Source organism: Actinomadura flavalba DSM 45200 (genome assembly GCF_000374305.1).
Classification (GTDB): domain Bacteria; phylum Actinomycetota; class Actinomycetes; order Streptosporangiales; family Streptosporangiaceae; genus Spirillospora; species Spirillospora flavalba.
Map to the genome: position 1 here is coordinate 1351501 of NZ_KB894093.1, position 12695 is coordinate 1364195.

Genomic DNA, 12695 nt, shown 5'->3' on the forward strand with positions numbered 1-12695 from the left:
CCGCAGCCCGCCTACTGCGCCATATCCACGAACCGGCTGTAATGCCCCTGAAAAGCCACGGTCACCGTCGCCGTGGGCCCATTACGATGCTTCGCCACGATCAAATCCGCCTCCCCGGCCCGCGGCGACTCCTTCTCGTACGCATCCTCCCGATGCAACAAGATCACCATGTCGGCATCCTGTTCGATCGATCCCGATTCGCGTAGGTCGGAGACCATGGGTTTCTTGTCGGTGCGTTGTTCGGGGCCTCGGTTGAGCTGGGAGAGGGCGATGACGGGGCAGCCGATCTCCTTGGCGAGGAGTTTCAGGGAGCGGGAGAACTCCGAGACCTCGACCTGGCGGGACTCGACGCGTTTGCCGGACGTCATGAGCTGGAGGTAGTCGATGATGACCAGGCGCAGGTCGTTCTGCTGTTTGAGGCGGCGGCACTTGGCGCGGATCTCCATCATCGACATGTTCGGGGAGTCGTCGATGAAGAGCGGCGCCTCGGCGACCTCGCTCATGCGGCGGGCGAGACGGGTCCAGTCCTCGTCCTGCATGGTGCCCGAGCGCATCGCGTGCAGCGCCACCCGCGCCTCGGCCGAGAGCAGGCGCATCGTGATCTCGTTGCGGCCCATCTCCAGGCTGAAGAACGCCGACGTCAGCCCGTGCTTGATCGACGCCGCCCGCGCGAAGTCCAGCGCGAGCGTCGAGTTGTGCGTCGGGACGCACGCCCGCCCGGCCAGGTACATGTGATCGGCGTTGTCCACCTGCACGCACCGCACCGGCACGCTCGGCACCGGGCGCACGGCGACGACCTCCCGCGCGCGCGCCGCCGCGCCGGCGCGGGACGTCAGCGCGGACGGGCGCGGCGGCTCGATCGTGTGGCGGACGCCCACCGCGAGCTGGTCGGCGAGCTGGTGCGTCGTCCAGACGGCCCGGTGCGGCGGCGGGACGTGGGATGTTTCCCGTGGAACCACGCGCGACGACGCGCCGACGAGCACCGCGGGACGGCGGGCGCGCTCGGGGACGCGGGCGACCGTGCGCCACTGGTGCCCGGCGTCGGCGACGATGACCTCACCGTCGGAGAACTCGACCGCGTAGCAGGGCCGTCCGCGCATGACCTCGGTCGCGGCGACGACGCGGGTCGGGCGGCCGTCGGCGCCGATGAGGTGGTCACCGGCCGCCACGTCGCCCATGGTCGTCCAACCCATAGGGGTGGGCAGCGGTGTGTCCAGTTCGAGCGCCTTGCCCATCGCGGGTCGTGCGGCGACCACCACCATCTGCCCGGCGTGCAGGCCGTTGGTGAGGGCGTCCAGGTCAGCGAAGCCGGTGGGGACGCCGGTCATCTGGCCGCCGCGCGAGCCGATGGCCTCGATCTCGTCGAGGGCGCCCGGCATGATCTCGCTGAGGGGGACGTAGTCCTCACCGGCGCGCTTCTCTGCGATGGCGAAGACCTCGGCCTGGGCGCGGTCGAGGACGTCGTCGGCGTCGGCGCCGTCGGCGGCGTAGCCCATCTGGACGATGCGGGTGCCGGTCTCGACGAGCTTGCGGAGCACCGAGCGCTCGCGGACGATCTTGGCGTAGTACCCGGCGTTCGCCGCCGTGGGCACCGAGGAGATCAGCGTGTGCAGGTAGGGCGCGCCGCCGACGCGGGTGATTTCGCCACGTTTGGTCAGCTCACCGGCGACCGTGACGGCGTCGGCGGGTTCGCCGCGGCCGTACAGGTCGAGGATGGCGTCGTAGAGGAGCTGGTGGGCGGGCCGGTAGAAGTCGGCGGTGCGCAGCTCCTCGACGACGGAGGCGATCGCGTCCTGCGAGAGCAGCATGCCGCCGATCACGCCCTGTTCGGCGTTGATGTCGTGCGGCGGGGTGCGCTCGAACTCCTGCTCGTGTGAGCCGAGGTCGGTCACGCTCATCGTGCACCCCCTTCACTCGGCGGCCGGGCACCCCCGTGCACCCGCCGCCGTTCCGTTCGTCCCACGTCTATCGCGAGCGTCTGACATTCTCCGAGCACCGGCCCGCCAGAGGCAAAGCCGCCTGTGGACGAGCCTGTGGACGACCTGTGCAGACACGCCCGGAATCCTGTGTACACACCTGTGGACAACCCTGGGGAAAACGCGTGTCGTTGCCCACACCCACCGCCCTGAGCTGCGGAAACTTCGTCCACCCCGTGTGTGTGGAAGAAAGTCCGCGGACGATCTTGACCGCGCACCGGTAACCGTCTTTTTGTGGACATCGCTTACGTGTTGGTAGCGTGCGAGCCACCATGCTCCCCCACCTGCGGCGACCCCGCCGCAACCCGCACGACCGGGAGATCCTCCGGCTCGCCGTCCCCGCCTTCGGCGCCCTGGTCGCCGAGCCGCTCTTCCTCCTCACCGACTCCGCGATCATCGGCCATCTCGGCACCGCGCCGCTCGGCGGACTCGGCGTCGCCGCGCAGCTCCTCAACACGCTCGTGTACCTGTGCGTGTTCCTCGCCTACGGCACCACCGCCGGCGTCGCCCGGCAGGTCGGCGCCGGGGACCTGCGCGCCGCCGTCAAGCAGGGCATCGACGGCATGTGGCTCGCCGCCGGGCTCGGCCTCGCGCTCATCGCGGTCGGCGTGCCGCTGACCGCGCCGCTGGTCGACCTGTTCGGCGCGTCCCCGACCGTCGCGCCCTACGCCGAGACGTACCTGCGCATCAGCCTGTTCGGCATCCCCGGCATGCTCGTCATCCTGGCCGGGACGGGCGTCCTGCGCGGCCTCCAGGACACCCGCACGCCACTGTACGTCGCCGTCGGCGGCTTCACCGTGAACCTGCTGCTCAACGTGCTGTTCGTGCTGGGGCTCGGCTGGGGCATCGCCGGGTCGGCGTGGGGCACGGTCATCGCGCAGACGGGCAGCGCGGCCGTCTACGTCGCGGTGGTGCTGCGCGCGGCGCGGCGGCACGGCGCGCCGGTGCGCCCGGACGGGCGCGGCGTGCGGACCGCCGCGACGGCGGCGGTGAGCCTGCTGCTGCGGACGGCGGCGCTGCGCGTCGTGCTCGTCGTCGGGACGTCGATCGCGGCCCGCATGGGCGACGCCGAGATCGCCGCCTACCAGGTCGGCTTCCTGGTGTGGACGCTGCTGGCGTTCGCGCTGGACGCCCTGGCCATCGCGGGCCAGGCCATCACCGGCCGCTACCTGGGCGCCGCCGACCGGGCGGGGGCGCGCGCGGCGACGCGCCGGATGATCGGGTGGGGCGTCGCGGGCGGCGTCGTGTTCGGCCTCGGCGTGCTGCTGGTGCGCCCGTTCCTGCCCGCCCTCTTCACGCAGGACCCGGCCGTCCGCGACCTGCTGCTGCTCTCGCTGGTGATCGTCGCGCTGATGCAGCCGATCGCGGGCGTGGTGTTCGTGCTGGACGGCATCCTCATCGGCGCCGGGGACGGCACGTACCTGGCGCGGACGACGGTGCTGGCGACGCTCGTCTTCCTCCCGGCGGCGCTGCTGGCCTACCGTACCGGCGCGGGGCTGGGCGGGCTGTGGCTCGCGATCGGCCTGTGGATGGCGGCGCGCCTGGTCACGCTCGGGCTGCGGGCGCGCGGCGACGCGTGGCTGGTCACGGGCGCCGTCCGCTGATCGCTCCCGCACGCGTTGCGCGGACCTCACCCGGAACACGCGCCACTCCCGCTACGATCCGAACATGTGTTCGACGCGTGGTGAGCACCTCGCCCGGCTGATGCACGCCATCGACGAACTGGCCGCCGACGGCGACGCCGGCCTGCCCCCGGAGGTCCTCCTGGAACGTATCGCGGCACTGTGGGCCCTGGTCGCGGCCGCCGATCCCGAGATCGCCCGCCGCCGCACCCGCTACACCGACCCGGGCCGCTAATCGAGCCGGAACGAGCGGTCGCGGCGCGGCCGCACGGGACGCTCCGGACGGCGGACCGGCGCCGCCGGAAGGCCCAGGCGCATCGCCACCTCCGCGCGCAGCTCCGGCAGGCGGGCGTAGAGCACGTCGCCGGGGCAGTCGGTGTTGCCGAGGTCGCGGTGGCCGACGATGGCCTTCACCGGGTCGAGGTCGTAGGTGAGGCACAGCCACGTGCAGGTGTCGACCAGGGACGTCCACAGCGAGGCCGGGACGTCGGCCCACATGTACGTGCCCTCGTTCTCGATGCCGATCGTGTGCTCGTTGTGCCCGAGCGCCTGCGCGCCCACGACGTGCCGTCCCGTCGCGATCGCGACGAGGCTGCCCTCGCGGCCCTCCATCACCTGACCGCCGCGGCCGATCGTGAGCTGCTGCCCGACATCGCTCCAGCCCCGGTCCTGCATGTGGAACCGCTGGATCGCACGGGACAGCTTGAACGCGTGGCCGAGCGAGAGGTCCTTGGAGTTGGTCGTGGCGGTGTGGTGGACGACGACGCGGTCCGGCGCGCGGTCCAGCACCTGCACCGGCGCGGTGGGCGGCACCGCCTCCCAGTCGAGCCGTGTGTAGACGCGGGGCCGCCGGACCTCCCGCTCCGGCTCGGGTTCCGGTTCCGCGGCGGCCGCCGGCGAGGCCAGCAGCGGCAGTCCGAGCGCCGCGGCGGCCCCCAGCATCATGCGCCGGGTCGGCGGCGCGCCGCCGTACCCGCCCGAATCTCCGGACACCGGCATCCTCCCGTCCGCGACGATCTCAGCACGGACGGTAGCGAGCGCGGCGCCGATCACCAAGGAACGCGGTGCACCGGGCGTTGCGGGCACGCGAAACGGCCGGGCCCCCGGTGTGGGGACCCGGCCGGAACGTGCGTGGATCAGCCCGAGACGACGTCGACGTCGACGGTCGCGCTGACCTCCGGGTGCAGCCGGACGCTGACCTGGTGCGTGCCGACCGTCTTGATCGGGTTGCCGATCTCGATGCGGCGCTTGTCCAGGTCGGGGCCGTCGGCGGCCTTGACCGCGTCGGCGATGTCGGACGCGGTGACCGCGCCGAACAGGCGGCCGTTGGAACCCGTGCGGGTCCGCAGCGTCACCTTGATCGCCTTGAGCTGCCCGGCGACCTCCTTGGCGTGCTCGACGGTCGCGATCTCGCGGGCCGAACGCGCCTTCTTGATGGAGGCGATCTGGGACTCCGCGCCGCGGGTCCACTTGATCGCGAATCCGCGCGGGACGAGGTAGTTACGGCCGTAGCCGTCCTTGACCTCGATCACGTCGCCGGGCTCGCCGAGCCCGGACACCTGCTGAGTCAGGATGAGCTTCATGTCGCGTGAATCCCTTCTCAGCGCGCGGTGCTGGTGTACGGCAGCAGCGCCATCTCACGGGCGTTCTTGATCGCCGTGGCGACGTCACGCTGGTGCTGCGTGCAGTTACCGGTCACCCGGCGGGCACGGATCTTGCCGCGGTCGGAGATGAACTTCCGCAGCAGGTTCGTGTCCTTGTAGTCGACGTAGGAGATCTTCTCCTGGCAGAAGATGCAGACCTTCTTCTTCGGCTTGCGAGGAGGAGGCTTCGCCATCGTGGTGCTCCCTTGTAAGAGCCCCGCTCACGCGGGAATGGGCTGTATTCATTGTCGCGGCCTTCGCCGCGACGGGTTCGGGGCCTTTGTAGCGTGCGGCTTCCCTCGTCGCTCGGTCGCCAGGGCGACCTTCGCTCCTCAGTCCAGCCGCACGCGGCCCCGAACTTCACGGGGTTCGCGCGTGCGAACGGTTTTTTATCGAGGACCTGCGGGTGGTTAGAAGGGGGGGTCGTCGGAGTAGCCTCCGCCGCCGCCACCGCCTCCGCCGCCGGTGGCCCAGGGGTCGTCGGCCGGGGCGCCGCCGCCGCGGGAGCCGCCCTGCTGGCCGCCGCCGAAGCCGCCGCCACCCTGACCGCCACCGCCGTAGCCGCCGTCCTGGCCGCCGCCGCCGAAGCCGCCGTCCTGGCCGCCGCCGCCGAAGCCGCCGCCGCCCTGACCGCCGCCCTGGCCGCCACCGAAACCGCCGCCGCCTCCGCCGCCGAAGCCGCCGCCGCCACCCTGGCGCTGGGTCTTGTTGACCTTCGCCGTGGCGTTGCGCAGCGACGGGCCGACCTCGTCGACCTCGACCTCGAAGACGGTGCGCTTCTCACCCTCGCGGGTCTCGTAGGAGCGCTGCTTGAGCCGCCCCTGCACGATGACGCGCATACCCCGCGTGAGGGACTCGGCGACGTTCTCGGCCGCCTGCCGCCACACGTTGCAGGTGAGGAACAGCGACTCGCCGTCCTTCCACTCGTTCGACTGCTTGTCGAAGAACCTCGGGGTCGAGGCGATGCGGAAGGAGGCGACCGCCTGGCCGCTCGGGGTGAAGCGCAGATTCGGGTCCTCGACGAGGTTCCCGACGATCGTGATGGCGGTGTCGCCTGCTGCCATGGGACTTCGCTCCGGCTGGTGTGAGGAACTGAGCCGGGGCTCAGTGGACCTCGGGGCGGATGACCTTCGTACGGAGGATCGACTCGCTCAGGTTGAGCTGACGGTCGAGCTCCTTGACCGTGGCAGGCTCAGCCGACAGGTCGACCACCGCGTAGATGCCTTCGGACTTCTTCTGGATGTCGTACGCCAGCCGGCGACGACCCCAGATGTCGACCTTCTCGACGCTGCCGCCGTCGGTCGTGACGACCTTCAGGAACGGGTCGAGGGCGGCCTGAGCGGTGCGCTCGTCGATGGCCGGGTCGAGGATGGTCATGAGTTCGTAACGACGCATGCTGTGTCCCTACCTCCTCTGGACTGGTGCGGTCACGGTCTCTCCGTGACAGGAGGGCTCTTGCGTCCGTCGCGGCGGGTCGCCGCCCAGGTGGGCGCGCCGACCGCGAGACCGGTACAGGCTACCAACAGTCCGCGACGTGCGGAGCCCGCTCGCGAACGTCCTCCGCACGAGGTCACGGCGTGCGGGCGCGCGCGCCGGACGACGGCTGGTGCCGCGCCGGGCCACGGGTGCCGCGCGTGCAGCGGCGGCGCTCCAGCTCGGCCATGATGTCGGCCATCCTGGCGCGCATGCGGGCGGTCTGGGTCGTCAGTTCGGACAGCTCCTCCACGAGGGCCGCGTCGTCTTCCTGTACGAACCCGGCGTCGTTCGTCATCGCGAGTTCACCCTTCCCTGCCTGTGCCCGGCCGCCCTCCGACGGCACGCCATCGAATCCATGTTCGACCGTACCGTCTCCCGCCGACATTTCCCGGCCCCGGCGTTCCGGTGCCGTTGTCGGTACCGGCGGATAGTCTCGTCGGCATGCGCATCGGAGCCCACGTCGACCAGGAGAACCCGCTCGCCAGTGCCCGCGAGCGCGGCGCCGACGTCGTCCAGTTCTTCCTCGGCGACCCGCAGGGCTGGAAGAAGCCCGTGCCGCCGCAGGGCGTCGAAGGCGTCGCCGCTGCGGGCGTCGACGTCTACGTGCACGCGCCGTACGTCATCAACGTGGCGACGTCCAACAACCGCATCCGCATCCCGAGCCGCAAGCTGCTCCAGCAGCAGCTCGACGCCGCCGCCGCCATCGGCGCGAAGGCGCTCATCGTGCACGGCGGGCACGTCCTCAAGGACGACGACCCCGAGAACGGCTACGAGAACTGGCGCAAGGTCTTCGAGCGACTGGAGACCCCGATCCCGATCTACATCGAGAACACGGCGGGCGGCGGCAACGCCATGGCCCGCAAGTTCGACCGGATCGCCCGGCTCTGGGAGGTCCTGTCCGGCGTGACCGACCTGGAGTCCAAGGTCGGCTTCTGTCTCGACACCTGCCACGCGCACGCGGCGGGGGAAGAGCTGATCGACGCCGTCGACCGCATCAAGGCGATCACCGGCCGGATCGACCTCGTCCACTGCAACGACAGCCGCGACGCCTTCGGGTCGGGCGCCGACCGGCACGCCAACCTCGGTCAGGGCGAGATCGGCACCGAACTCATCCTCGGCGTGGTGCGCGCGGCGGGGGCTCCCGTCATCGTGGAGACGCCCGGCGCGGGCCAGGCCGACGACATCGCCCTGCTCCGGAGCAACCTGGCCTGACGTGGCCGTTTCTCATCATTCGGACATGGGGAACCGTAACGTCGGAGTCGGCATCTAACATCGCGACGGACCAGCGTGACGACAAACCCCTCCACGCCTTGTCACACTGGCCACCGAGATCCGACCCCCCAGCGCACGTGTCCGGCCAGTAGGCGGCGGCGGGCGCGCGAACGATCGGGAAGCCCATGTCCAACCCGTACGACCCCTACGGCCAGCAGCAGTACGACCCCTACGGCCAGCAGGGCTACGGCCAGCCGGCCCCGGTGCAGCACCACTACTACGGCGGCGGCGGTCCGCCGGTCGTGGCCCGCAACAACGGCATGGCGGTCACGTCGCTGGTGCTCGGCATCGCCAGCTTCCTGTGCTTCGGCTTCCTGATCATCCCGCAGGCGCTCGCGGTCATCTTCGGGCACGTCGCGCTCGGCCAGATCAAGCGCACGCGCGAGGCCGGCAGCGGCATGGCCGTCGCGGGCCTCATCCTCGGCTACCTGTGCCTGGTCGGCTGGATTCTGTACTTCTGCCTGCTGTTCGTCGGCGTCGTCGCGGGCTTCGGCGGCGCGTCCTCCAGCACCTACTGATCCGCGCGCCCGGCTCTAGGCCGGGTTCTCGGCCAGGGTCTCCGATGTTCCACGTGGAACATCGGGGGCCTTCGTCTTGCGGGCACGCAGGGCCGACAGGGAGAACCGGTCGGGGGCGCCGTCCAGGACGCCGCCCGCCGGATCGTCGTCGCCGTCACGGCGGACGAGGTCCAGGGACGGGCGCAGGATGTCCACGACGACGAGGATCGCCATGGCGAGCACCGTCAGGAACCGCGCGAACAGGGCGAGGTAGTAGACGTCGTCGGAGATGCCGCCCGGCGGGGCCTCCAGCGACAGGACCGCCGAGACCGTCGCGCCCAGGTCGCTCGGCTCGTCCTCGACCTTCACCGACAGCAGGTACCACCAGATGCCGAAGAAGTAGATGATCTCGCCGATCTGCCAGACGACGAACGCGGGCAGCTTCGGCCGGGCCAGCACGGCGAGCGGCAGTAGCCAGAGCGCGAACTGCGGCGACCACACCTTGTTCGACAGCATGAACGCGACGACGACGAGGAACAGGAGCTGCGCCAGCCGGGGACGGCGCGGCGCCGCCCACGCCAGGACGGCGATGCCCCCGGCGAGCAGCACGAACGTGCCGGTGCCGAGCAGGTTGAGGTGCTCGTCGGCCGACTCCAGGCCGTGATCCTGGAGGTAGAAGAAGATCGAGCCCCAGTCGATGCCGCGGTTCTGGCTGAAGCGGTAGAACTGGACCCAGCCGTCCCAGGCGAAGATCATGATGGGCAGGTTCACGGCGAGCCACGCGACGACCGTTCCGGTGAACAGGCGCCCGAACGCGCGCCACTGCCCGGACCGCGCGCACAGCAGGAACAGCGGGCCGAGGAACAGCAGCGGATAGAACTTGGCGGCGATGGCGAGGCCCAGCAGCGCGCCCGCGAGCGCCGGGCGGCGCTTGGACCAGGCCAGGACGGCCAGCGCCGACAGCGCGACGGCGAGCAGGTCCCAGTTGATGTAGGCGCTGAGCAGCAGCGCGGGGGACAGCGCGATCATCAGGCCCACGCGCAGTGACCGGCGGCCCGCGACGTACGCGGTGGCCAGGACGGCGACGATCGCCAGCAGCGCCAGCAGCACGGCGGTGATGTTGAAGAACACCATGCCCTGGCCGTCCTTGCCGAACGGCTGGGACAGCCACGTCACGACCTGCATGAAGAAGCCGCTGACGACCGGGTACTCGATGTAGCGGATGTCGTCGCCGGGGAAGCTGTCGAAGTACGCGAGTTTGCCGTCGGCGAAGCCGCGCCCGTAGAACAGCGGGTAGACGTCGGTGTAGCAGGCGTACGTCGTCGTCTTGACGAAGTCGAAGCCGTTGCGGGCGCACGGCTGCTTCTGCACCCAGCCGAGCAGGCAGACCAGGGCCGTCACCCCGGTCAGGACCGGGACGAGACGGACGAACCGGCTGGGCGGGGGCCGTTCGGTGTCGGCCGTGGGCGGAGTGCTGGAGGGCGACGGCATAGGGAGCAGACTAGGGGCCCGATCTTGCCCCTGACACGCCCGTGCCCCGGTTTCCATCCTGGACCGGGGCACGGAGCACGCTATTTAGCTAATTCGTACAAACCGCCCGCTCTCACTCGCCTTCGCGGCGCTGGGAGCAGCCGGGACGATCCGGATCGTCCTCGCACCACGGCGGCTCGGCCGGCTGCGTGGGCTGCGGCGTCGTCGGCGTGCAGCCCTCCGGGTAGCCGGGCCGGACGCACGGCGTCGGCTGCGCGGTCGGCGTGCCGCTCGGCCGCGGGGACGGCGAGTCCGACGGCCGCGGCTTGCACGGCTCGTCCTCGCTGCTCTCCTGACCCGGACGGCACATCGGCGTCCGCTCGGGCCTGGGCGTCGCGGTCCGCGTCGGGCGCGGCTTCGGCGCGGCCCACGTGGCGATCTTGCCGACGTTGCCCGGGGTGGGCAGCGGCAGGATCTCCTCGTCCTCGTGCGCCTTGAGCATGAACTGCTTGAAGGCGTCGGCCGGGACGGTGCCACCGTAGATCTGGTTGTAGCCGCCGACGCCCGTGAGCGATTCGAGCCCGCCCTTCTTGTTCTGCCGCCACATGGCGACCGACGTGGCGTACTGCGGCGTGTAGCCGACGAACCAGGCGGCGCGGTTCCGGTCGGTCGTACCCGTCTTACCGGCGACGGGACGGCTGCCGAGGTTCGCGCCCCGGCCGGTGCCCGAGGTGACCACCGCGCGCATCGCCTTGGTCGCGTCGCCCGCGACGGCGGGCGAGAAGACCTCCTGCTCCTTGTACGGCAGCCGCTTGGCGACCTTGCCGTCCGCATCGGTGATCTTGCTGATGACGTGGGCCTTGATGTGCTTGCCCTCGTTGGCGAACGTCGAGTACACGGACGCCATGTTCTTCGCGCTGACGCCCGCGGTGCCGAGCGGCAGCGCGGTGATCTCCGGCGACAGGCCCGGGGTGTCCGCCGGGACGCCCATGTCCTTGGCCATCTTGACGACCTTCTCCAGCCCGACCTTCTGCCCGAGGTCCACGTACGCCGTGTTGATCGACATCTGCGTCATCTGGAGGAGGTTGTAGACGCCGTTCTCGTGCCGGGCGTCGTTGGTGCCGGTCCAGTTGCCGATCGTGCGCTTGTAGGCGCCGTTCAGCGTCGTGTTGAGGCTGACGCCCTGGTCGAGCGCCGTCGCCAGCACGATCGGCTTGAACGACGAACCCGGCTGCGGCGCGCCGTGGAAGCTGTCGTCGAACTGCTGCTTCTCGTACCCCGGACCGCCGTAGGCGGCGACGACGCCACCGGTCTTAGGGTCGACCGACGCCATGCCGAAACGGACGTCCTTACCGAGGTTCTTCTGCCGCTTGAGCTGGGAGATCAGCTCGTGCATGTAGTTCTGGAGCTTCGGGTCGAAGGTCGTGGTGATCCGCATGCCCTGGGACATCGCCTGCTCGTCGATGCCCAGGTCCTTCAGTTCGTCGAGGACCCGTTCCTTCAGGTAGCCGGTCTGCGGTGATTCGCGGACGTCGCTCCATTTGCGGGCGGTCGGGGGGAACTTCTGCTTCGCGCGCGTGGCGGAGTCGAGCCAGCCTTCGGTGACCATGCCGTCGAGGACGTAGTTCCAGCGGCTGACCAGCGCCTTCTTGGCGGGCAGGTCGTCGTCGCCCTGGGTGACGAAGTAGCTCGGGCGCTGGATCATCGCGGCGAGCATGGCGCCCTCGGCGACCGAGAGCTTGCTGACGTCCTTCTTGAAGTACGCGCGCGAGGCCGCCTGGATGCCGTACGCCTGGCGGCCGAACGCGATCGTGTTCAGGTAGCGCTTGAGGATCTCGTCCTTGTCCAGCTCGCTGTCGACGCGGACCGAGATCAGGATCTCTTTGAACTTGCGGCTGAGGCTGCGTTCCTGGCTGAGGCCCGCGTAGTAGTTCCGGGCGAACTGCTGGGTGATCGTCGAGCCGCCCTGGACCTCGCCGCCGGCGGCGGAACGGAACATCGCCTTGGCGATGCCGACCGGGGAGACGCCGCCGTCGGTGTAGAAGGTGCGGTCCTCGGCGGCGAGCACGGCGTCGCGGACGTGCTTGGGAATCTGCTTGAACTCGACGTCCTCGCGCTTGGTGCCGAGGCGGGCCAGGACGGTCTTGCCGTCCCGGTAGTAGATCACCGTCTCCTGCGCGGTGGCGGACGCCTGCGTGCCGGACGGGACGGGGGTGGACGCGTACGCGACGCCGACCAGCGTGCAGACCGCCAGCAGCAGCACCGCCGCCGCGATGGCGACGATCTTCCAGGACGGGACGTACCGGCGCCAGCCGGTCTTCTCGGGGTCCGTCTCGTTGCGGCGGCCCTTGGGCGCGCGCTCGGCGTCGCCCCAGAAGTCGTCGCCGGGCTTGTTCGGGCCATCCGGGCCGTTCGGGCCACCGGGACCGTTGGGACGGCGCGGACCACCGGGGCCACCGGGTCCGCCGCCGGTGGGACGGCCCGGGCCGTTCGGGCCGCCGGGCGGACGGCCGGGGCCGCCGTTCGGCGGGGGCATCGGTACGGGTGCGGCCGGTCCGGGGCCGCCCTGCCTGCGCGGCGGCGGTCCGCCCGCGCGCCGGGGCGGGGGTCCACCGGCGCGGCGGCGGCCGGGCGCGGTGCCCCGCGAGCCGCCACCGCCCCGCTGCGCGGGACGTCCGCCACCCTGCGGAGTCCGGCCGGGCTGCGGTGAGGCACCGGGCGCGCCCGGACGGGCCGGAC

13 protein-coding genes are annotated in these 12695 nt (G+C 71.0%); 4 read left to right on the plus strand and 9 right to left on the minus strand.

Annotation, left to right across the window (positions count from 1 at the left end; translation table 11 throughout):
* Positions 1-11: 11 nt before the first annotated feature.
* Positions 12-1898: a replicative DNA helicase gene (gene dnaB / locus C229_RS0106110; protein WP_018654196.1), complete on the minus strand. Its 1887-nt coding sequence runs from the start codon at positions 1896-1898 to the stop codon at positions 12-14.
* 350 nt (positions 1899-2248) lie between these two features.
* Between dnaB and C229_RS0106115 the strand changes: the two genes are divergently transcribed.
* Both C229_RS0106115 and C229_RS34065 read left to right on the plus strand, forming a co-directional pair.
* The gene (locus C229_RS0106115; protein ID WP_018654197.1) at positions 2249-3580 is read left to right on the plus strand and encodes an MATE family efflux transporter; all 1332 of its coding nucleotides are present in this window, start codon (positions 2249-2251) and stop codon (positions 3578-3580) included.
* Between the two features lie 64 nt (positions 3581-3644).
* Positions 3645-3833 (plus strand): hypothetical protein, encoded by a 189-nt coding sequence (locus C229_RS34065; RefSeq protein ID WP_026313489.1) that lies wholly within the window; start codon positions 3645-3647, stop codon positions 3831-3833.
* On the opposite strand, the gene C229_RS29600 is transcribed toward C229_RS34065, so the two are convergent.
* From C229_RS29600 to C229_RS29605, 6 genes are all read right to left on the minus strand, one after another.
* A complete protein-coding gene (locus tag C229_RS29600) occupies positions 3830-4597 on the minus strand; it encodes a peptidoglycan recognition protein family protein (protein WP_018654199.1) in 768 nt (255 codons plus the stop codon). The genes C229_RS34065 and C229_RS29600 overlap by 4 nt on opposite strands.
* A gap of 137 nt (positions 4598-4734) precedes the next feature.
* Positions 4735-5181: a 50S ribosomal protein L9 gene (gene rplI / locus C229_RS0106130; protein WP_018654200.1), complete on the minus strand. Its 447-nt coding sequence runs from the start codon at positions 5179-5181 to the stop codon at positions 4735-4737.
* Between the two features lie 17 nt (positions 5182-5198).
* Positions 5199-5435, minus strand: a complete 237-nt coding sequence (gene rpsR / locus C229_RS0106135; RefSeq protein ID WP_018654201.1) for a 30S ribosomal protein S18 — start codon at positions 5433-5435, stop codon at positions 5199-5201.
* A 216-nt stretch (positions 5436-5651) separates the two neighbouring features.
* Positions 5652-6305, minus strand: a complete 654-nt coding sequence (locus C229_RS0106140; protein WP_018654202.1) for a single-stranded DNA-binding protein — start codon at positions 6303-6305, stop codon at positions 5652-5654.
* A gap of 40 nt (positions 6306-6345) precedes the next feature.
* Entirely contained in the window at positions 6346-6636 is a 291-nt protein-coding gene (rpsF, locus tag C229_RS0106145) for a 30S ribosomal protein S6 (protein ID WP_026313490.1), read from the minus strand.
* Positions 6637-6811: 175 nt separating this feature from the next.
* Complete coding sequence (locus C229_RS29605) at positions 6812-7012, minus strand: hypothetical protein (protein ID WP_018654204.1); 201 nt, start codon at positions 7010-7012, stop codon at positions 6812-6814.
* A 146-nt stretch (positions 7013-7158) separates the two neighbouring features.
* On the opposite strand from C229_RS29605, the gene C229_RS0106155 reads away from it, so the two are divergent.
* A complete protein-coding gene (locus C229_RS0106155; protein WP_018654205.1) occupies positions 7159-7929 on the plus strand; it encodes a deoxyribonuclease IV in 771 nt (256 codons plus the stop codon).
* Between the two features lie 185 nt (positions 7930-8114).
* On the plus strand, positions 8115-8507 hold the full coding sequence (locus C229_RS0106160) for a DUF4190 domain-containing protein (RefSeq protein WP_018654206.1): 393 nt from the start codon (positions 8115-8117) through the stop codon (positions 8505-8507).
* 15 nt (positions 8508-8522) lie between these two features.
* On the opposite strand, the gene C229_RS0106165 is transcribed toward C229_RS0106160, so the two are convergent.
* The gene (locus C229_RS0106165; RefSeq protein WP_018654207.1) at positions 8523-9977 is read right to left on the minus strand and encodes a glycosyltransferase family 87 protein; all 1455 of its coding nucleotides are present in this window, start codon (positions 9975-9977) and stop codon (positions 8523-8525) included.
* A gap of 112 nt (positions 9978-10089) precedes the next feature.
* Entirely contained in the window at positions 10090-12492 is a 2403-nt protein-coding gene (locus C229_RS29610; RefSeq protein WP_018654208.1) for a transglycosylase domain-containing protein, read from the minus strand.
* Positions 12493-12695 lie beyond the last annotated feature (203 nt).